Source organism: Nostoc sp. MS1 (assembly GCF_019976755.1).
GTDB lineage: Bacteria > Cyanobacteriota > Cyanobacteriia > Cyanobacteriales > Nostocaceae > Trichormus.
This window is the reverse complement of the sequence record NZ_AP023441.1, coordinates 571,363-591,894: the sequence shown is the minus strand read 5'-3', so window position 1 is coordinate 591,894 and position 20,532 is coordinate 571,363. Positions and strand designations below refer to the sequence as shown.

Annotated in this window: 20 protein-coding genes; 12 read left to right on the top strand and 8 right to left on the bottom strand. The window is 39.9% G+C overall.

The window, feature by feature from the left end; genetic code table 11:
* The first annotated feature begins 6 nt into the window (after positions 1 to 6).
* The 6 genes from NSMS1_RS02515 to rfbA all read left to right on the top strand — a co-directional run bounded on the left by NSMS1_RS02515 (position 7) and on the right by rfbA (position 7,170).
* Positions 7 to 1,470: an MBOAT family O-acyltransferase gene (locus NSMS1_RS02515; protein ID WP_224090672.1), complete on the top strand. Its 1,464-nt coding sequence runs from the start codon at positions 7 to 9 to the stop codon at positions 1,468 to 1,470.
* Positions 1,470 to 2,402, top strand: a complete 933-nt coding sequence (locus NSMS1_RS02510) for a hypothetical protein (RefSeq protein ID WP_224090671.1) — start codon at positions 1,470 to 1,472, stop codon at positions 2,400 to 2,402. Before NSMS1_RS02515 ends, NSMS1_RS02510 begins: the two co-directional genes overlap by 1 nt.
* A gap of 161 nt (positions 2,403 to 2,563) precedes the next feature.
* On the top strand, positions 2,564 to 4,354 hold the full coding sequence (locus tag NSMS1_RS02505) for an HTTM domain-containing protein (protein ID WP_224090670.1): 1,791 nt from the start codon (positions 2,564 to 2,566) through the stop codon (positions 4,352 to 4,354).
* A 229-nt stretch (positions 4,355 to 4,583) separates the two neighbouring features.
* Entirely contained in the window at positions 4,584 to 5,750 is a 1,167-nt protein-coding gene (locus NSMS1_RS02500) for a GNAT family N-acetyltransferase (protein WP_224090669.1), read from the top strand.
* A 1-nt stretch (position 5,751) separates the two neighbouring features.
* The gene (locus tag NSMS1_RS02495; RefSeq protein ID WP_224090668.1) at positions 5,752 to 6,174 is read left to right on the top strand and encodes a hypothetical protein; all 423 of its coding nucleotides are present in this window, start codon (positions 5,752 to 5,754) and stop codon (positions 6,172 to 6,174) included.
* Between the two features lie 42 nt (positions 6,175 to 6,216).
* Positions 6,217 to 7,170, top strand: coding sequence for a glucose-1-phosphate thymidylyltransferase RfbA (gene rfbA, locus NSMS1_RS02490; RefSeq protein ID WP_224090667.1), 954 nt, complete (start codon positions 6,217 to 6,219; stop codon positions 7,168 to 7,170).
* Here rfbA and pgsA read toward each other — a convergent pair.
* Positions 7,117 to 7,635: a CDP-diacylglycerol--glycerol-3-phosphate 3-phosphatidyltransferase gene (gene pgsA, locus NSMS1_RS02485; RefSeq protein ID WP_224090666.1), complete on the bottom strand. Its 519-nt coding sequence runs from the start codon at positions 7,633 to 7,635 to the stop codon at positions 7,117 to 7,119. The two genes, rfbA and pgsA, sit on opposite strands and share 54 nt — an antisense overlap.
* Positions 7,636 to 7,656: 21 nt before the next feature.
* Positions 7,657 to 8,220 (bottom strand): Uma2 family endonuclease, encoded by a 564-nt coding sequence (locus NSMS1_RS02480; RefSeq protein WP_224090665.1) that lies wholly within the window; start codon positions 8,218 to 8,220, stop codon positions 7,657 to 7,659.
* Between the two features lie 169 nt (positions 8,221 to 8,389).
* Here NSMS1_RS02480 and NSMS1_RS02475 point away from each other — a divergent pair, with 169 nt between their 5' ends.
* From NSMS1_RS02475 to NSMS1_RS02465, 3 genes are all read left to right on the top strand, one after another.
* Entirely contained in the window at positions 8,390 to 9,799 is a 1,410-nt protein-coding gene (locus tag NSMS1_RS02475; protein ID WP_224090663.1) for an aspartate ammonia-lyase, read from the top strand.
* 137 nt (positions 9,800 to 9,936) lie between these two features.
* The gene (locus NSMS1_RS02470) at positions 9,937 to 10,908 is read left to right on the top strand and encodes a DUF362 domain-containing protein (protein WP_224090661.1); all 972 of its coding nucleotides are present in this window, start codon (positions 9,937 to 9,939) and stop codon (positions 10,906 to 10,908) included.
* 843 nt (positions 10,909 to 11,751) lie between these two features.
* Positions 11,752 to 11,937: a hypothetical protein gene (locus NSMS1_RS02465; RefSeq protein WP_224090659.1), complete on the top strand. Its 186-nt coding sequence runs from the start codon at positions 11,752 to 11,754 to the stop codon at positions 11,935 to 11,937.
* 177 nt (positions 11,938 to 12,114) lie between these two features.
* Here the strand turns inward: NSMS1_RS02465 and mnmA are convergent, their stop codons facing one another.
* Positions 12,115 to 13,170, bottom strand: coding sequence for a tRNA 2-thiouridine(34) synthase MnmA (gene mnmA, locus NSMS1_RS02460; protein WP_224090657.1), 1,056 nt, complete (start codon positions 13,168 to 13,170; stop codon positions 12,115 to 12,117).
* A gap of 395 nt (positions 13,171 to 13,565) precedes the next feature.
* Between mnmA and NSMS1_RS02455 the strand changes: the two genes are divergently transcribed.
* Both NSMS1_RS02455 and NSMS1_RS02450 read left to right on the top strand, forming a co-directional pair.
* Positions 13,566 to 14,300, top strand: a complete 735-nt coding sequence (locus NSMS1_RS02455; protein ID WP_224090655.1) for a hypothetical protein — start codon at positions 13,566 to 13,568, stop codon at positions 14,298 to 14,300.
* Positions 14,301 to 14,433: 133 nt separating this feature from the next.
* Positions 14,434 to 15,243: a prohibitin family protein gene (locus tag NSMS1_RS02450; protein ID WP_224090653.1), complete on the top strand. Its 810-nt coding sequence runs from the start codon at positions 14,434 to 14,436 to the stop codon at positions 15,241 to 15,243.
* A 152-nt stretch (positions 15,244 to 15,395) separates the two neighbouring features.
* On the opposite strand, the gene NSMS1_RS02445 is transcribed toward NSMS1_RS02450, so the two are convergent.
* Positions 15,396 to 15,857, bottom strand: coding sequence for a hypothetical protein (locus tag NSMS1_RS02445; protein ID WP_224090651.1), 462 nt, complete (start codon positions 15,855 to 15,857; stop codon positions 15,396 to 15,398).
* Between the two features lie 387 nt (positions 15,858 to 16,244).
* On the opposite strand from NSMS1_RS02445, the gene NSMS1_RS02440 reads away from it, so the two are divergent.
* Entirely contained in the window at positions 16,245 to 16,490 is a 246-nt protein-coding gene (locus NSMS1_RS02440; protein WP_224090648.1) for a hypothetical protein, read from the top strand.
* A 185-nt stretch (positions 16,491 to 16,675) separates the two neighbouring features.
* Here NSMS1_RS02440 and NSMS1_RS02435 read toward each other — a convergent pair whose 3' ends face one another.
* The 4 genes from NSMS1_RS02435 to NSMS1_RS02420 form a co-directional block, all read right to left on the bottom strand.
* Complete coding sequence (locus NSMS1_RS02435; protein WP_224090638.1) at positions 16,676 to 17,209, bottom strand: DUF1634 domain-containing protein; 534 nt, start codon at positions 17,207 to 17,209, stop codon at positions 16,676 to 16,678.
* Positions 17,210 to 18,046: a sulfite exporter TauE/SafE family protein gene (locus NSMS1_RS02430; protein ID WP_224090637.1), complete on the bottom strand. Its 837-nt coding sequence runs from the start codon at positions 18,044 to 18,046 to the stop codon at positions 17,210 to 17,212. It abuts the gene before it with no gap.
* A 102-nt stretch (positions 18,047 to 18,148) separates the two neighbouring features.
* Positions 18,149 to 18,775 carry a cadmium resistance transporter gene (locus NSMS1_RS02425; protein ID WP_224090635.1) on the bottom strand — a complete coding sequence of 209 codons (627 nt, stop codon included), beginning with the start codon at positions 18,773 to 18,775 and terminating at the stop codon, positions 18,149 to 18,151.
* 19 nt (positions 18,776 to 18,794) lie between these two features.
* Positions 18,795 to 20,252 carry an APC family permease gene (locus NSMS1_RS02420; RefSeq protein ID WP_224090633.1) on the bottom strand — a complete coding sequence of 486 codons (1,458 nt, stop codon included), beginning with the start codon at positions 20,250 to 20,252 and terminating at the stop codon, positions 18,795 to 18,797.
* Between the last annotated feature and the right edge of the window lie 280 nt (positions 20,253 to 20,532).

Below are 20,532 nucleotides of genomic sequence, written 5' to 3'. Positions count from 1 at the left end.
GGTGAATTGAACTTTTCAGATTTTGGGTTCTGGTGGGTATTGCTACTATTTAGCATCCCTTATTTTTCCGTCCGTTATATTGCCAAGTCGTTGAATCTCTGGAGAGGTTCTTTTGATGCTGTCGGCTTGGCGGCGATGTCTTTGCTGTTATTTGTCAATGCTTCTCGTTCTAGTTTTGCCATCTTTATTTGTGAAATCATCTTCAATTATGTAATGGTGTGGTGGATGCTGCGGCAAGAAGGATGGAAAGCTAAAGCGATCGCCACTATCGTAATTGTTATTGATGTGGCTATATTGGCATACTTTAAATACATCAATTTCTTTGTAGAAAACGTTATAGGAATGGCATTTCCAACAGTGTCAAAGGCTTGGATTGCCAACGGAGAAGCCCCTGGAAGCAGTGCGATTCCTCCTGGTTTATCCTTTTACACTTTCGAAATGGTGTCGTTTGTAGTAGATTCATATAAAAGCCGCAAGAAAAAACCAATTAAAGCTCTTGACTATTTAAACTTTGTTTCTTTTTTCCCACACGTTGTTGCTGGCCCAATTGAGCGCAAGTCTAGCTTGTTCCCTCAAATGGAATCGTTTCGTTTTAAGTTTACCTTAGAAAATTTAGATGAAGGTTTTCGTTGGTTGTCGTTAGGGCTATTCATGAAGTTTGTCCTAGCAGATAATATTACCCCTTTTATCTCATTAGAAGAATTTAGTAATGCTTGGACTGTATGGTTCAATGCTTTTTTATTTACTTTAAGAATTTATTTTGACTTTGCCGGATACAGTTTTGTTGCTTTGGGATTGGCAAGGTGTATGGGTGTAAGGCTAACACTCAATTTTGTTGCTCCTTACACATCTCAAAGTATTAATGAGTTTTGGCGCAGGTGGCACGTTACTCTTAGTAATTGGTTCCGCGACTATGTATTTTTGCCTTTGATGGGTTCCAAAAATCAGTTAGCTCCTTTCTATTTATTTGTGACTTTTACTCTTTCCGGTTTTTGGCATGGGGCTGCTTGGAATTTTATTCTTTGGGGAGCTTATCATGGGTTTTTGCTACTAGTGCTACGTTATGCAGGAAGACCTTTCTACCGTTTTGTAGGTGAAAAATTTTTCATGCCACAGTTTATTTCTTGGGCATTAACTTTTACCTCGGTAGTTTTTGGATGTCTGTTTTTCATGGAAAATAACACAGAACGTCTAGTAAGCAAACTGCAAACATTAGTAACTCCTTGGGCTTATTCACCATCGAATTTATTTAATACAATTAGCCTATTTAATGGCAATAGTGGAGTTGCCCTGGCGGTGACGCTGGTACTAGCCATAGGTTTTTTACTAATGGAACACATTGCTATTTGGCGAAAGTGTGAATCAGAGTATGATTTGTTGCGCTCTCCCTGGATAGCACGGACGCTGCTTGCACTCACTATCTTGTTAGCTGCTAATCAACCTTCTCCATTCATCTACTTTGAGTTCTAATGCACAAGTTTTTGAGATTCTCTAGTTGGTTTGCGATCGCTGCTTTAGCTTGGGGTGTTGGTTACTTGTACAATGCCCGTTATGGGGGCGAACTCAGTTGGCTGCGAATCATGTATGAACAGAAAATGGCGCTCGCCAGTGAAGTTCAAGCTCCCAAACGTGTTTTGATTCTTGGCGGTTCTGGGGCGCACTACACTGTAGATGCAGGATTGATGCAGCAACAACTAGGCATCCCAACCATTAACATGGCCACGGATGGCCCAGTAGGCTTAGATGTTATCCTACCCAGCGTTAGTAGTGCTATTAAGAAAGGCGATATAGTTGTCCTGATTCCAGAGTATCTAATATTACAAGCAAAAGATGGATTTGGCGATCGCTCCGGTCAGTTTGGTGTTGCTATAGGTAAACCCGGACTTGGGGGTGTACCCGCCAAACAACTAGCCCAAGATATTATGTTACTTGGTGTTCCCACTTTAAAAGCTGTCACCAAGTCATCTGTAGATTTAGTAGAGAAAGGGCGCTTTACTGGGTACTACTCCGATCCCATCACTGCTAATGGAGATCCCACCGTCCTGAAAAAGCGCCTCAAGTCAGCTTGGTGGCAACTAAAAATTAAAGATCCAGTTTCTCCTCATGCCTTACGACGTATTCGGCAATTTAAAAAAGAAGTCGAAGCCAAAGGCGCAACTTTAGTTTTGGGGCTTTCTTGGATTTATGCGAGTACAGATAGTCAAACCCTTGGTAATATCAGTAAAACTGCTGAAAAGTTAAGTGAAATTGCCCCTGTACTTTATGACAAACAAACCTTGAACGTAAAGACAGACTCTAGTTTATTTGCCGACACCCACTATCATCTCAATTCATCAGGTCGTCGCACCCGTACGACGGAGTTAGTAGAACAACTCAAAGCACTCAATATTATTCGTAATTAGCCAGAGGTCAGGAGATGAGGGAGACAGAAAATTAAAAATTCAAAATACTCCTTCGGAGAAGCAAGCTACAAAATTCAAAAAAACATTAGGGGGATGAGTGAGCTGAATGTAGAGAGAACTTTTTCCCCATCTCCCCACTCCCTACTCCCTTTTTAATTCTTATGGTTAGAAAAATATTGACAAAGCAACTAGATGATGTATTAGGGCTGGATTTGCGATCGCTAGCAGCTTTTCGCATCGGTATATCGTTGGTGCTGTTGGCTGATTTGGGTATTCGCTTTGGTGACTACATCGCCCACTACACCGATGCAGGCGTTATGCCCCTCGCCCTACTAAAAGACATCAGCAAACCTTGGCATTGGTCACTCCACGCCCTAAGCGGAGAACCCACCTTCCAAGCTGTGTTGTTTGGCATTGCGGCTGTTATGGCGCTTCTCATGCTGGTGGGATATCGTACCCGCATAGTAACCATCGCCTCTTGGGTATTACTTATCTCTCTCCATAACCGCAACCCAGCACTAATTTTTGCTGCCGATGACGTATTACGGGCGCTGATGTTTTGGGCAATGTTTTTACCTTGGGGTGCTAGCTACTCCATTGAAAGCTCTCTTAATACTGCCACTCGTAAGTTACCGGAAAGAGTGGTGTCTGGGGCGACTTTTGCCTTGATGTGCCAGCAATGCTTTATCTATATATTTTCCGCCGCCTTCAAAACCAAAAGTCCTATATGGGGTGATGGGAGTGCAGTTTACTATTCCCTCAGTTTTGACCAGTACGTCACGCCTTTCGGTCATTTTTTACTCAACTTCTCACCACTTTTAACCCTTTTTACCCACGTTACTCTGGTGCTAGAATGGGTAGGGCCTTTGTTACTGTTCGTTCCCTTCCGTAATAGCTTCTTTCGGATGTGCGCTATCATTACCTTCATTTCGCTGCACGCCGGATTTGGTTTGACGTTGAACTTGGGTATTTTCCCATTCTTAAGTATTTTTAGTTGGTTAGCTTTCCTCCCCAGTTCCTTTTGGAATGGTTTGCACAAGCTTTTAGAAACACCAGAACGTCAAGGCTTAACAATTTACTTCGACGCTGACTGTGGCTTCTGTAAAAAAGTAGTGCATCTGTTGCGGACACTATTGATTTTGCCGGGAACACCCTTACTCATGGCACAAGAGTATCCAGATATCCACACTGATATGCAAACCTACAATTCCTGGGTGGTGGAAGACTGGCAGGGAAATCGACATTTCAAATTTGAGGGAATTGCTTATATAGTTAGTCTTTCTCCTGTATTTCGCTTTCTCGTTCCTGTTTTGAGATGGCAGCCAGTTATGGCAGTGGGTACAAAGTTTTATGAAACAATAGCTTCTAATCGCAAAATCGCTGGTAATTTCACCAAACCCTTTAAATTTCGACCTATACAGATTCGCTCATCACGAATCCTCAATATTCTGGCACTTGTATTGCTGTTATATACTTTTGTTTGGAATATTAGCAGTTATTCGCCTGATGCCTTCAAACGCAAAGCTTGGGAACGTACACAATTCATAGGACAAGCTACACGCCTAGACCAGTCTTGGAGTATTTTTGCACCTGCACCACCTAGAGATGATGGCTGGTATGTAATTCCTGGTCGCCTAGAAGATGGCAAAGAAGTAGATATCTTTAGAGGAGGCAGTCCAGTCAACTGGGATAAACCAGACTTGGGTTTACGCAGTGCCATTTACAAGAATATGCAATGGCGGACTTATTTCATTAACTTGAATAGAGCAATAGGTAAAAAGCTTTATCCATTTTATGCTCAATATCTTTGCCGCACTTGGAACGCTCAACATACTGATGGTAAGAAGCTGAAAAGCTTTGATATCTATTTTATGAGTGAGCGTACTGTACCTCCTGGTCAGCAGCAAACAGTTGAGAAGAAGCAGACTTGGCAACAGTCTTGTTCTTCATAATTTTGTACAGACGCTCTATACTTATTAGATGATTTTGGAGGATGGGCAAAATACCCATCCTTTATGTTTATGGGATAGAGAAAATATCTGTCTTACAAGAATTATTCCCTTATTAAGCAACACCAATTTTTTCAGTGTCATTACGGTTATCAAGAATCTGCGCCTCATGAAAAGCTGAGAGTATAAGCAAACACTTGTGCTTTTGCTACACCAATATACTAATTAATCAATGTCCTCATCGGAAGAACCACCTGTTAAATATCAACATCCCCCTTCAGGATACTCATTGCGGCGTGGCACTTTATCAGAGATCCAATCACATAACCTTCAGCTTTCACGTTGGATTAATATTGTTATACGAACCTTTTGGGCAATCATTAGTATCCGCATAGTTGTGAAAGCATGGCTAAACAGACTGCCTACTCTCCATCAAGCATATTTATATGAGTATGGCAAGTTACCTAACAATCTCTTCTTGGAAGATTTAAAGCATATTTTGCCAAGTTTAAGCCAATCTGAGTTGCCGCTAATTTTCACATTTGGTGCTATGGTTGGCCTTGCAGGCGTAATTCCTGTAGGAATGCAACATATCTTATCTTGGTTAGTACCAGAACCTCCTAATAACGTTGTTTGGGTTGCTGAATATCAACAGAAAATTGCTGGCTGGGCAGTGCTTTCGCTACATAAAAACTACAGCATAATTAATATACTCTACATCACTCCTAAGCATCGATCGCAAGGAGTTGGTTCACATTTACTCTGGCATTGTCTCCAGAATATTAAACGACCAATCTATCTTCTTATCTGTGATTCTCATTTAAAAGAATTTTACGCGCGATTTGGGTTTATTCCTCTTTCTCAGCAGCAAATGCCTAGAGAATTTCAATCCTATAAATTACTTGGGATGGGTTTATTCAATCAATCTATATCAACTACTAATCAACCATTAACTACTTTACCTCTGCCACCGGGTATTTCAATTCACCCCTTCCGAAACTTGCATGAGCAATGGCAGGTTTACAGACAATTTTGGCACAGGAAGCGATTTAGAGTATCTCGGCTTTATGTTTTCACATTAGTCGCTTTAATCTCAAGTAGTACGTTTATTTTGGTAAATATCATCGTTGCTACTATCAGCGCTATCTTTAGTTTAACTTGGTTAGCTAGATTCGATTTTTCCCTATTAGGTATGCCTCTGTCTGGAATTAGTATCGCCGTATGGTTGGTATGTTTGTCTTACTTTCTGCCTTCGTTTGCTGTGTGCTGGAAGGAGTTGGTGGTGGAACAGGATGGTAATGCGATCGCTTACGTACATTTCTCCAACCAAGGAAAATGCTCTGTATTATACAATATCCATATAGAACCGCAATATCAGCAACAAGAAGTAAGTAAGTAGGTTGTTGTTAGCCTATCTCAGTCGGAAAATCACATTACCTTTATACTTTCATTGTCCTCGTATTGCTAGAGATTTTTATATTAATCTGGGATTTACGCCAGCTAGCCGCCAAGAGCTACCTTGGGAATTAAAAATTCTTCAGTTTAGTAATCAAATACCTCTAAAGCTGTCAACCCAAACGGCTGCCGAATTATTTGTAAAATTAGCTCAAAGTCTAGAATCTAGTTCTTCTGCGCAAACGATAGTATCTCAACGTACGAATCTAAAAATTCAACCCCTACGTATTAGAAAATTGATTAGCATTGCCGTTATTATCGTTTTAATATATGCGATCGCGCCATTATTTCAACTGGCTCAAGTCTACTTCGGACTCACGCCTCAGACTCAAATAGAAAATCCCAACAGCAATCAACTTATACAATAATTAGACTATTTTGAATTTATGGTTGTTTAAAAACATAGCAAAATGAAAGGTATTATTTTAGCTGGTGGTGCTGGCACACGTCTTTATCCAATCACGAATGTTGTGGGTAAGCAATTAATGCCAATTTATGACAAGCCGATGATTTACTATCCCTTGTCTGTATTAATGTTGGCTGGAATTAGAGAAATTCTCATTATTTCTACACCCCATGATTTACCTTTATTAGAACAACTTTTAAAAGATGGTAGTCAATGGGGTTTAAAGTTTAGTTATATTGCTCAACCACAACCAGAGGGAGTGGCTCAAGCTTTCATGTTAGGTAAAGAATTTATTGCTAACGAGCCAGTGTGCTTAATTTTGGGTGATAACATTTTTTATGGTAATGGCTTAATAGAAGTATTATTGCGTTCCGCAACTTTAGATAAAGGGGGTTTGGTATTTGGTTATCAGGTAAAAGATCCCCGACCCTATGGAGTGATAGAATTTGATACTAATGGTAAAGTAATTAGTATAGAGGAAAAACCTCAATTTCCCAAATCTAAATATGTTATTCCTGGAATTTATTTTTATGATTATCAGGTAGTAGAAATTGCATCCCGTCTACAACCATCTGCACGTAATGAATTAGAAATTACTGATGTGAATTTAGCTTATTTACAACAAGGGGAATTGCAAGTAGAGATTTTAGGTAGAGGTTACGCTTGGCTTGATGCGGGTACTCATGAATCTTTGCATCAAGCAAGTAATTTTATCCAAACTTTGGAAGAAAGACAGGGATTAAAAATAGCTTGTATTGAAGAAATTGCCTATAATTATGCTTATATTGACTCTGCACAGTTACAGCAATTAATTGTCCCAATGGCAAAGAGTAGCTATGGTCATTACTTAATGTCAATTTTAGAAGATGACTATTTTGGTGGGAGAAAATTCCCTCCTGATAAATTACTCCACAGTGCTGACTTTCTGCGGCCAAAGATAAATTACCCCAGAAATTAAAGTTAAAGCAACAGAAACCCAAAAGGCGATCAAAGATGCGATTTGCCACTCTGATGATAAGGGTGCAATTAGTAGTGCGATCGCAACTATCTGACTTACGGTTTTCAGCTTACCCCAAATGTTCGCCCCGGTAATCTGCGTTTGATTGACTCGCCAACCGGCGATCGCCAATTCCCGCGCTAAAATCAAAAACACTCCCCAAGCTGGAATTTTCCCCAGTTCCACCAAAACCAACAACGGCGCTAATACTAAAAATTTATCTACTAATGGGTCAAGAAATTTGCCTAAATCACTAATTTGGTTGAGCTTTCTTGCCAAATAACCATCTAACCAATCAGTTAATGCCGCAACTAAAAAAATAGCCAAACACACCCACCTAGCCTGCGGTGTAGAGTCGTATAAACCGTATAGTAAAAATGGTACACCAAGAAGGCGAGAGAAGGTAATCCAGTTTGGTAAAGTCATGAATTTGGGTTGAGAAAGTTTCTATAATTTCAACCAATCAAATAATTGCCCCAATGTCAAATGTAAATCTTTAACTAAATCGGGTACAGGTAATATATCCTGTTCATTTTCTAAATATATTGGTTGTTGATTTGGAGGATAAACCAAAACGCTAGATTCTTCTGGGTCAATTAACCATCCTAAACTAGAACCATGATTTAAACAATGTAAAATATTACGAATGACTCTGGTTGTACTTTGTTCAGGTGATAATATTTCAATTGTCCAATCTGGATATGTATTAAACGCATTGGCAATATTACCTTTTTCATCAACGGGAATCCTCTGCCAAGCAAACACCGCCACATTTGGCACAATAGAACGTCCTCCAAAAGTGCAGCGTAATTCTGGTAAAGCTAAGGCAATTTTACGACTTTCTACTACATTGTTAATTGCATTAGCTGATTGAATTTGTAGTCTACTATGTTTACCTTGAGGCATAGGTTTCTGAATAATTTCGCCGTTGCTATATTCACTTGCTGGTTTTGTTTCCGGTAACTGTAAAAATTCTTCTAAAGTGATACGGCGAGTTAGTGTTTTTATCATAATATTTTCCCTGCTCGTATTTACCCCTAAGTTTAGCCTAAATCGAAAAGTCAGACTATACTAGCTTTGTTAATTACGTTAGCGGAGCGGGGCGTTAGCCCATTACGAATTTGTCTTTAGTCTGCCTGCATGGCATGATCTGGATCTTGGAATGATCTAAACCAAAATTATGACTAACACTACAAATTTTCGTATTGAACGCGATTCAATGGGCGATCGCCAAATCGCTAGTGATGTATATTACGGTATTCAAACTCTCCGCGCTATCGAAAACTTCCCCATTAGTGGACTTAAGCCCTTACCTACTTACGTAGATGCTTGTATTTGGATTAAAAAAGCTACAGCTATTGTTAACGGAGAACTAGGGTGCATTCCCCAAGATATTAGTCAGGCAATTGTCCAAGCAATTGATGAAATTCTGGCAGGAAAATTAAGAGATCAGTTTGTTGTTGATGTCTATCAAGCTGGTGCTGGGACTTCTCACCACATGAACGTTAACGAAGTCTTAGCAAATCGGGCTTTAGAAATTTTAGGTGAGGAGAAGGGCAATTACAAACGAGTTAGCCCAAATGATCATGTAAACTACGGTCAGTCCACCAACGATGTCATTCCCACAGCAATTCGCATCGGTGGTTTACTGGCACTGACTAACACATTACAACCAGCTTTAGAAAAAGCGATCGCAGCTTTAGAAAGCAAAGCTGTACAATTTCAAAATATCGTCAAATCTGGTAGAACCCATCTCCAAGATGCCGTTCCTGTGCGTTTGGGCGATAATTTCGCGGCTTGGGCGCAAATCTTAGCAGAACACCAAAACCGCATCTATACCGCCTCTGGAGACTTAATGGTGTTAGGTTTAGGTGGTAGTGCGGCGGGAACAGGCTTAAATACCCATCCAAAATACCGCGCCCGTGTGGTGGAAGTATTGGGAGAATTACTTAATTTCCCACTGCAACCCGCACCTCATCTCATGGCTGCAATGCAGAGTATGTCGCCTTTTGTTAACGTTTCCGGCTCGTTACGCAACTTAGCCCAAGATTTAGCGAAAATCTCTCATGACTTGCGGCTAATGGACTCCGGGCCAAAAACCGGCTTAAAAGAAATTCAACTACCACCCGTACAACCCGGTTCCTCAATTATGCCGGGTAAGTATAACCCAGTGATGGCAGAGATGACATCAATGGTGTGTTTTCAGGTGATGGGGTATGATCAGGCGATCGCATTTGCTGCCCAAGCTGGACAATTAGAATTAAACGTGATGATGCCATTAATCGCTTATGATTTGATTCACAGCATCGAAATTCTTGGTAATACTATTGCCGCTCTCACAGAACGCTGTATTCAAGGAATTACCGCCAATGAGGAACGATGTTTAGCCTATGCAGAAGGAAGTTTAGCCCTAGTCACCGCACTCAATACCCACATCGGTTATCTCAACGCGGCAGATGTCGCCAAAGAATCATTAAAAACAGGGAAATCTCTGCGACAAATTGTTTTAGAAAAAGGACTAATGACGGAAGCCGAATTAGCCACAGTATTAAATTTAGAGCAGATGAGTAGTATTTTGCCGCTTAGTTAGTTGACAGTTGACAGTTGTTATTCTCCCCTTACTCCCTCCACTTCCTCATCTCCCTCATCTCCCTCTACTCCCTCATATGAGATACAAAGATAGAAAATAGTTTTGATCCCATTTTCATCACTCGCTATCTATCACTCATGCAGAATCAAAAATCATCTGTCAGCCTCATCCGGGCTACTTCCTACGAACGGCAGGCTTTGCGGGAATCTCTAGTTACCTTGCTAGAACCTTTTGGGGGAATGAGTGCTTTTGTCAAACCAGGACAGCGTGTTTTACTTAAGCCTAATTTACTTACAGGCTCACGCCCAACTAAGGAATGTACTACCCGTGCCGAACTAGTGTATGCGGTTGCCCAGATGGTACTAGAGGCTGGTGGACAGCCTTTCTTGGGCGATAGTCCAGCTTTTGGTAGTGCCAAAGGTGTTGCTATTGCTAATGGTTATCAACCGCTTATCCAAGAACTGAATTTACCAATCATCGATTTTCACGGCAAGCGTTACCAAACTGTCAGCGAAAACTTTAATCACCTGCTGCTGAGTAAGGAGGCCATAGAAGCCGATGTGGTAATTAACTTACCCAAAGTTAAATCGCATATGCAGTTAACTTTAACTCTTGGGGTAAAAAATCTTTTTGGTTGCGTTCCTGGCAAGATGAAGGCATGGTGGCACATGGAAGCAGGCAAAGATGCTAACCGTTTTGGGGAAATGTTGGTGGAAACAGCTAGGGCAATTAACCCAGACTTAACTATATTAGATGGGATCATCGGTCACGAAGGTAATGGGCCTAGTGGTGGCGAACCTCGTCCTTTGGGTGTATTGGCGGCGGCATCAGATGTATTCGCCCTAGATAGGGCAATGGTTGAGATTCTTAACGTCCCACCCCATCAAGTACCTACTGTTGCTGCATCTCAAAGATTAGGGGTTTGCCCAGAACTTGCAGATATCGAGTTTCCTAACTTACATCCTGATTTATTAAAAATTGATGATTGGCGACTTCCAGACAAGTTGATGCCTATCGATTTTGCTATGCCCCGTGTAATTAAATCTACGTTTAAGCATTTTTATATCCGCTTTATTAAAGAGCCAATGAGTGCTTATGGTAGACAGTAAGCTATAAGCTGTGTGACAGCTTAGTTTATCCTGAGCTTTTGAGCAAAAACAACTGCAAAGCCTGTTACAACAATATTTGGATTAGCGAAGTAGGCTATAGATTACCCTCCGATTGCTTAACCAGACCGCCCTAACCTAGTGGCGGTTTTTTTAGTTATTGGTCATTAGTCATTAGTCATTAGTTATTATTTTTTCTAATATCTATCTTTATACAGATTGACAATTACCGTTGAACATTAATTAATTTGAGAACGCAAACTTTTTGGAGGGATCGCTAAATAATTACCAGTAAAATTGACGAATTTATCTGTGTTTTTTCTAATTAGCAAAATAATAATGCAAATCATACCCATTTAATTAGTTAAATTTTCCTATATCTTTAGTTGTGTATCGGTTTAGTACTGAAAACTCACTTTATATCTTCAGTAGGATTTCGTATTTTTATTATATATTCCTAATAAGTGAAATCGCTAGACAGACCTTAAATAGACTATTTCGAGATGTTACAATATTGACAATTATTTAATATTGAGGTTAATAATTAATATGTATAAATATCTTGTAAATCACTTTCGATTCTGGTTCTTTAACCAAAAATTAACTCAATGACAACAATTTATATCTAGGAATCATAACAAATCGGTCACTAGAATAACTAGAAAATGTTTATCATCAACTTTGTGTCGAAATTAGCAGGTAAGAAACGACAAATATGATGCCTAGCAAATCGGTTCATGTTTTTAACGCCTATACCTTTGACAGTAAAAAATCGTTAAAATAGTATAGAGACTCTCCACAAGAGAGCAAATTTAATTAAGAGACGTGATTGATTCTAAACTTTGTATGAACTCAGATAGCCAGGCTGCCAGTCCTTCCGATACGTACTCCCATCGTTTGGCAGATATTGTGGGAACATTAATCGCTTTAATCACTCTAACCCTACCTGTGTTTGTGATTGCACACTATTCAACCGATGTCTCAAATAATCGACAACCCGTGACTTATAAAATCCCACAAGGGGAGGATTAAACCTAGTGGAATTATGAAAGTTTACGAGTAAAAAACTTGTAATTTACCCAGTACTCAGCTAATTTCAACAAGTCTGCATACTATATTTGGGTAGGGGTGTACAGATGTACGCTCCTACCCAAATATCTTTTGCGAATCTAATGATGAATCAAGGGATCAGGCAAAACCAGGTGAGATTCAACTAAACTGGTCAATAATTCCCCCACCTAGAACGTTATCGCCGTCATACCATACAGCCGCTTGTCCTGGGGTAATGCTGAACTGGGGTTCATCAAACACCAACCGAACGCGGGAGTTTTCTAGAGGAATTATTGTCACAGGTTCAGGTGCGGAACGATAGCGAATTTGCACGGCTGCGCGAATTGGGGTTGATGGTTCAGCAATGGAAACCCAATTGACGCGGCTGACTGTACACTCTGGTTGAGTTGCTTTAGTACGATCGCCTACAACTACTTTATTATTAACTGCATCCAAGGCAATAACATAAAGTGGTTCAGCCGCCGCAATACCTAAGCCTTTACGTTGCCCAATGGTGTAATGATGAACACCATCATGCTGACCTATAACTTTACCTGTGGTGTCAACGATATCGCCTTTTTTGGGGCTGATATACTTGTCTAGGAAAGCTCGCATGGAACCATTGCTTTCTACTAAGCATAAGTCTTGGCTTTCTGGCTTATCGGCTGTTTTTAGACCATATTCCGCAGCAATGCGGCGAGTATCAGCCTTTTCCATTTCCCCTAGAGGAAATAGGGACGCTGCGAGTAAATCCTGAGACAAATCATATAGGAAATAAGTCTGGTCTTTGTTGCGGTCAACAGCCCTTAACAGTTGGTAACGTCCGCTTGCTTCGTCGTAGCTAATACGGGCATAATGACCTGTAGCGATGCGATCGCACCCTAATTTTTCCCTGGCATATTCTACCATTGGGCCGAACTTCACCGTTTTATTGCACTGAGAACAAGGTAACGGCGTGATCCCCGCACCATAACCAGTTACTAAATAATCGACAATATGAGTTTGAAACACATCCCGCATATCCACAACTTCATGGGGAATGCCCAACTGTTCACAGATAGAAGCCGCGTCGATCATCCCTTCAGAACAACATTGACCCTTGCCTTTCATTAGCCAAAGAGTCAAACCAATCACATCATAGCCCTGATTATGGAGAATAGCGGCGGCTGTGGAACTGTCAACGCCACCAGAAAGACCGACGACAACTTTTTTCATAGTTTTGAACTTTGCACAAGATACCGCTTTGCGGAATTTCCAATTTAAAAATCTACGCTATATAATAATTTTGCTTTTTTCTTTAGCAGATAACCAAACTGTAGATTATGGCTATTCCCCAACAGGATTTATACCAATTTCTTACAGTTTTACTTTCCACCCATACCTTAGTAAATTTTTAACTGCTCAATTGTAGCACATATTCCTTCAAAGCCTTATTAGTTAAGCGCTTTGGTCGGAAACCATAGCATTGGCAACTCAGCAAAAGAGTTATAAGAGAATTATCATCGGTGTTGCTGATTGATGGGATAAATTTTGTTTCGCACCAAGGCGCGATAATCTAGCTAAAGATAATTAATTGTGTTGGTTAATCATCTATAAATTTTGTATCTACTATGCTCAATCAGATTGGAAAATATATCGCCTTACCTATAATGCCTTTATTATTAGGCAGTTGGCTAACACTAGTTGCTGGTAGTAGTCCAGCGCAAGCACAAATTAAAAATGATGAGCGACTTTTGCTAACTCAAGCAGTATTTGAAACTTTACCGCCACCTCCCAACGCCCAAACGCAGGGAATAGAATTTAACCAATATCAACAAGATTATCAGCCCTATCAACAACCAGTACAGTATCAAAATGGGCAAAACTTTCAACGTTATTTTGTCTATGTAGAAAATAATAGTTACCAGACTCTACGACAAGTAAAACGAATTGAACCTAGTGCTTATATCCGGCAATATAACGGTCGTTCTGTCGTCCAGGCGGGAGTATTTTCCAGACAGGCGAATGCTGAACAACGAGTCAGAGAATTACAATACGCGGGAATTTATGGTGCTAGAATCGGCGGTGATGGGGATGGAACACCAAACTATCCTGGTGGAGATAATTCTAGCAGCGATCGCTCTAGGTATTATGTGACGATTCCGGCGAAAGCGGAAGAACTTCCGGGAATTGCCAGCAGAATTAGAGTAGCCGTAGGAAGATATGGTTTCGTTAGAGAAAGAAGCCAACCACTAGGGCCACACGTAGCAGTAGGGCCTTTTGCACAACGGACGCAAGCAGACCAATGGAACAGCTATCTGCGAAATATGGGATTTAGTAATGCTAGGGTTTACTACGGGAAGTAATTTAAGGGAACAGAGAGTAAAGGCTAGAGGCTGGTGAAGGTAAATTATATCTATTCTCTTGAGCATAACCTTAGTGGTTATATCAAAATATCTGGTTTTTCTCTAGCCCCTAGCCTCTATATTTGAGCTAGTTATGAATAAAAATAGAACCTTGAATAATGCTGGTAAACTCACTGCATTTTTATGTTTGATTACTATATTTCTCACACCTTTTGTTATTGTCAACGCAGGGGAACGCGGTGTATTAATGGAGTTTGGCAAAGTTCAGGAGGAAATATTAGGAGAAGGTCTGCACATGATTATTCCTGTAGTTAATACAGTAGAAAAATTAAGTGTGCGCGTCCAAAAGCAACAAATATCTGCGGAAGCATCTTCTAAAGATTTGCAAGATGTATTCACTGATGTAGCTCTTAATTGGCATATTATCCCCCAAGAAGTAAATTTAATTTTTCAACAAATTGGAGATTTACCAAATATAGTTGAGCGAATTATTAACCCAGCCGTAGAAGAAGTTCTCAAGGCTGTGATAGCTCAATATACAGCAGAAGAAATTATCACCAAAAGAGGAGAGGTAAAATCCAATGTAGATGCAGCAATCTCTACAAGACTTGGGAGTTATCATATTGCTGTGGATGATATTTCTCTAGTTCATGTACATTTTTCCGAAAGATTTGGGGAAGCTGTGGAAGCAAAACAGATTGCAGAACAAGAGGCAAAACGCGCTGAATTTATTGCTTTGAAGGCAGCAAAAGAGGCTGAGGCTAAGGTGAATATCGCTAAGGGTGAGGCTGAGGCTTATGGTTTGTTACGTGATGGTTTAACACCGGAGTTGCTGCAAAAACAAGCTATAGAAAAATGGAATGGCAGTTTACCTTTAATTATTGGTAAAGAAAGTCCAAAGGTTTGGGATTTTAGCGAATTTGTAAAAGGTTATAAAAAGTAGTTAAGAGGATGCTTGGAAAGTCAAAAAGTATACTAGTGACCCCTCTCCAAACCTCTTAACTCTGTGCCTTTGTGTCTCTGTGGTTAAACAAATCTTCTTACCGCAAAGACACGAATAACAAGCCTTACTACAATGCAAATAATGACTAATGATTAGCCATTAGAAAATAAATTAGGTGCATCCAGAATTTTCAACTGAATTAAGGCAACAATTACTAAAGTATAGACAGTTGAAGATATCAAGCCAGAAAATATTTCTTTTTTGAGATTGCGTTCTTTAGGTTCTTTCTGAAATATATCCTGAGAACCAAACTGCATCATCAGAATACCTATAACGTTCGATATCCAATACCCCGCAATTGAACAAGGTACGAGCAAATTTGCGGAGAATAAACTGCATACATAACCAAAACCGTAGGCGAGAGGCAGATTAAATATCAAGTCATTCCACCAACATAAGGGAGATAAAAGATATCCCAACACTAGAAAAAATCCGCCTCTGAGTTTTTTGAAAATGTCTGTTTTGAGTTCGCCAGGGTTAGCCTGTTGAGACTGTTCTTGAGTGCCATTTTCTACTATGCTTAACTCTTGATCAACTTTTTGGACGCTTTCCATAAAACCCGATAATCCTACCAACTTAGTGTAGTTTAATCTAGAAATTGTCCAAAAGTCTAGTGCATTAGGTATACAGTTGGGAATTTTATAAGATTTTGTGTATTAGCTGCCTGTTTTTACTAGGCTACAGGCGCTAGGCGACTTACCAAGGGAGGTAGTTGGGATATGAGGAGACTACCAGAGGGCGAAATTTGCCAGATATTACTAAGATAGCGTTATTTTTCGCAAAATGCTTGGCGATCGCCTCCAGATGCACTGCGGCTGGCTGTCAAACTTAAGGACGATGGTTTTCTGTTAGTTAAGAACCTTGCTCAAATATTAAGCTATGAATACTACATTCATCGTCAAAGTAGTTATAATAAAAATGTTGAAATGCTACGCTTATAAATGACTAATTCGCCTTTAACTAATTATTTATTAATAGTAGGAATTGGGTTTCTTTTAATAGCTGTCTTAGGACAAACCAAACTAGGATTTGCGGAAATTAATCCTGGCTGCTTTGGTAGAACATTAGCCTTGTTTTTAGGAGTATCCAGCCTATTATTTGCTTTGGGGATGGTTGGTTTACAGATGGAAACCTTCGATATAATTAGAAACTATCTCACACAACAAATTCAACAGTATTTAGGCTGATATCAATCTTAGATTAGGTTGCAGATAATTAGAAAATATATTGATTTATCCGCGTTTATCTGTCTTGAAAAGTTTCCTACAGAGGGAAACCCTCCTACAGAACTTTTCGCCGCGTGCATCTGCTTTCAATTAATCTCGACATATTATTTGCAGCTTCAGATTAATTACAGAAGCACGTCAATAGTTTAATAGTAAGCGCCTATCAGGCTATAGGTTAGGCTTGCTAGAACTAATGAAGTAATCAGGACATAAATAAATTCGCGCTTTAATAGAAAAGTTAATAAAGATATAATTACCCGTAAAATGGGTACAGCAATTAATAATAAAAGTCCAAGTTGGATAATGCCACGGCGGCTACCTGATAAAACTGCGCCTACAACACCTACTGGTGAACGAAACTCAGACGGTGTGCCATAAAAAATGTGATAGTTAGCAGGTTCACTCCCATGATGGATTAAGTAAAGTATGCCGCCAATCAACACAACCGCACTGGCTAGCAAAACTCCATATTTTAAGAGGTTGCTGAGTAGAAATTCTAGTTGTTGTTGAGTTGATGTTTCCACCCAGTTTTGGTTAGCATCAATCTCAAGATTTTTGGTGTCTTCTTGTGCTGCTATTTGGTCATCATCCTGTTGTGTCGGCGGCGCAGAGGTAACAACAGCTTCGCTATTTGGCTGTACTGTTGAGTTCCAGTCAATACTAGAATTATATTTATACATTTACAGCCCTCCCATTAGACTGTTGTAAACCATTTTTAAAGCCATTACCACTAATACAAGACTGAAAATTATTCTCAAAATCTGTGTTTTAGCGCCTATTAAAACTTTCGCACCCAAAAAAGCACCAGGTAATACACCCAACATCACAGGCATTGATAAACCGGGATCAATATAACCTCTAGCTAAATAAACTCCGGCTGATGCGGCGGCTGTCACACCTATCATAAAGTTGCTGGTAGTAGTAGAAACTTTAAAAGGTAGACGCATAGCTTGATCCATTGCTAAGACTTTGAACCCTCCCGAACCGATACCGAGTAAACCAGACAATACGCCAGCTATTAACATGACACTAAATCCGGCTGGGACTGCATGGACTTGGTAAGGTACTAACCCTTCAGGGGTTGGGTAGGTGCTATTGAGTTGGAGAAAGTCAGCGACGGGATCGGCAATCTCATCTTCTATTTGCTCATGTCTGGGTCGTTGCGAAAGGTAGGCTGAATAGATCAGAACGATCGCCAGTACAATAGTTAAGGCTTTGACTGAGACAAATGTAGCAATAATCGCGCCAGCGATCGCACCAATTGTTGTGGCTACCTCTAAAAACATTCCCAATCGCAGATTTGCGTAACCTTTTTTAATATATGTAGATGCTGCACCCAAGGAAGTGGCAATTACAGATACAAGGGAAGCGCCAACAGCATATCTAATATCAACACCAAATATAGAAGTTAATAACGGAACAATGACAACTCCACCGCCTAACCCAGTTAGCGCACCCACAAAACCGGCGCTAAATGAGCCAAGCCAGACTAGTAGAGAAAATTCTAATATATTCAAATCGCCTACCCCTGTTTAACAGTTATCAGTAAGATTATTGGTGGTGGGTTGAGCTTTGGGTTACTCATCTCCCACTATATGCTTTGATAAGTGTTGACTGATTTAAAATAAAGGTGATATTTCTGCGTTGAGTAAATTGATCAAAGTCAAGCTACCGCTATCTAAAACTATAAATACACCTAACCCTATCAAAACAAATGGCATAAACTGATTGCCATAACGAGTTAAAAGATCAGCGATCGCACTTTGATTAGTTAGTTGGTAAGCTAAAAAGCATAACAAGCCGACAAAGGTAAAAAAGACACCTAAAATAACTACTAAGCTCTCCCAACTACTGCTGGCAAACAAGGGAACATAAATACTAATATTGTCAGTACCATTGGCAAAGGTGATTGCTGCCACACTATAAATTTGCAAATTGAGAAATTGATTTTGTGGCGTGGGACTGTCATCGGTACCTCTATCCAACCAACATTTGATACCGATAGCTATCGGTAATAAACCAAATAGTCCTATCCAGGGTCGGGGTAAAATTAAACCACCAAAAAAACCAGGAATACTCGCTAATACCAATGCACTAAACCCTAAATACTGACCAGCTATAATATGCCAACGACGAAACTGAGCATTTACCTGGGAGAAAAATAAGGTCAAGATGAATAAATCATCTATATTGGTGGCGCTGAAGGCGAATACACCAGTGCTGATTGCAGAGACTAATCCACTCATATTAATTGTTGACTTTTAACTAAGGAACTTTGCGGTTATCGCTGAATTTTGCATGAATTTCTTCAATTGCTTGGTGCATACCTACTACCAGATGGGGAGAGCGTGATTTTTTGATAATGAACCATCCACAAGTAGCAGCTAGATATAGCAAGAATAGATAGGGAAAACTATTGTAGGGAGCTTCGGGAATAGGAAAGAGTATACTTCCGGGAATACCAACACTACCAAGAATAGGCATCACCATAAAGCCGACACCCAGAACTGAAAAGAGAATATCAGGCGATCGCAATTGTTTGATTTTATATAGATAAACTGGTGCAGCAACAGAAATCAAAACATATACAATGAGAAAACCATAGCTAGCAATTGCGCCTAAATAACCCATACTCTCAAAGAGTTTGATATTGAATAGGCACATTACCGTAGGTACTAAAAAAGCAATTATTGAACACAGTGTTACTGCAACATGTGGTGTTTTATTGGCTGAGTGCGCCGCACCCAACTTAGAGTGAAATAAGCCATGACGCGCCATCAAAAAGAAGATTCTCGCCGCCGGGTTGATACTACCCAGAACACAACTAAAGAAGCTAAATAAAGTCCCGAAAGCCACTAACTCACCTAACCAACCAAGCCCTAAACGTTGCGACAGAAGGCTCAGAGGTTGTTCCGTATTGGTTATAGATACGCCAGTACCTTGAAAACCCAAAACTTCTATATACGTTGTTCCCACATAAAATACGCCAGCTAGGACAACGCTACCGATAACGGCTCTAGGAATGGTTTTTAACGGTTTTTTGGCTTCATCACCCAAAGAAGTGGCACTTTCAAAACCAGAGAAAGCAAACATTACTAAAACTAGCCCAGTGGCAATATTACCTGGGTTGGTGTTGGCTAAGGTCAATTGAGACATATCCAAAGCAAAACCTTGATGCGCCCAGATAATGATGCACAAAATAGTTATAAGTGAAATTGTGACTCCTTCAATCCACAACATAGCAACGGCGGAAAGTTGAATATCTTTATAGGCTGCATACCAAGAGATACCAGCACCAACGGCTAGTAAAGTAATGCTAGAAGGATGAATACCCAAATGGCCAATCAATATACCGCTAAAATTGGCAAAACCACACAAAACTGACATTCCTGTGAATAGATAAGCCAAAACTAAACTCCAGCCACAAACTACTCCGGCTGTGGGGCCTAAGCCTTTTGTGATGTATGTGTAGAGTGACCCAGGAGAGGCTGAACGGCTAGCAAATTGATTGATATTGATGCTGACAAATAACAGTCCTATCAAGCCAATCAAACAACTCAACCAAGTACCATTTCCAGCAAGCGCCACAATTAAACCAATGTTAGATGCTGGTATTGTTGTTGGTGCAATTACAGCAAAAGATTGGGCTAATACTTCAGCAAAAGAAAGACAATTTGGCTTTAATCCATGAAGACTCTGATGGGATGATATCTCTTTTTTCATTACTAGGTTTTAGGTTTAGAAATGGCACACATATCGATAGAGTTCAGGGCAATTGTATTACTACTTGTGAATTACCCTGGCAAGCGATCCCTTATTTACTACTTGCAGATATCTATATATCTACCACTGGGACACCTGTTTCTTTAGTTATCTTTCTTCAGATAGATTTCATCCTACCGTATGTATTTTCTACAATCAAGTATGAGTAAAAAATCAAATGTAATTTTTAAGAAAAAATTAAAAGTACTCAAAACTTATCGATATTAAGTAGAATTTATTC